The organism is Vibrio viridaestus (assembly GCF_003856525.1).
Classification (GTDB): domain Bacteria; phylum Pseudomonadota; class Gammaproteobacteria; order Enterobacterales; family Vibrionaceae; genus Vibrio; species Vibrio viridaestus.
Map to the genome: position 1 here is coordinate 1 of NZ_RJVQ01000148.1, position 420 is coordinate 420.

Genomic DNA, 420 nt, shown 5'->3' on the forward strand with positions numbered 1-420 from the left:
TAGATGTCCGGGGCCACACGTGCGCTACAATGACGGTGCCAGCGAGTCTGGGAACCTGGCCCGAAAGGGTTGGGCAAACTGTTTCATCACCGTCGTGACTGGGATCGGGGCTTGCAATTATTCCCCGTGAACGAGGAATTCCTGGTAAGTGCAAGTCATMAGCTYGCGYTGAYTACGTCCCTGCCCTTTGTACACACCGCCCGTCGCTMCTACCGATTGAATGGTTTAGTGAGGTCGTTGGATTGGTGTCGTTGTAGTGGCGTTGCCGCTCGACTGATGCTGAGAAGATGACCTAATTTGACTATTTAGAGGAAGKARAAGTCGTAACAAGGTTTCCGTAGGTGAACCTGCGGAAGGATCATTGTCGATACCTGTCCAAAACAGAACGACCCGCGAACCAAAGATCACCACTCTCGGTGG

At 52.8% G+C, this 420-nt stretch carries 1 rRNA gene; it reads left to right on the plus strand.

The features are described from left to right. Window positions 1–369: ribosomal RNA gene (locus EES38_RS23360) — 16S ribosomal RNA — on the plus strand; the annotation flags it as partial. Window positions 370–420 lie beyond the last annotated feature (51 nt).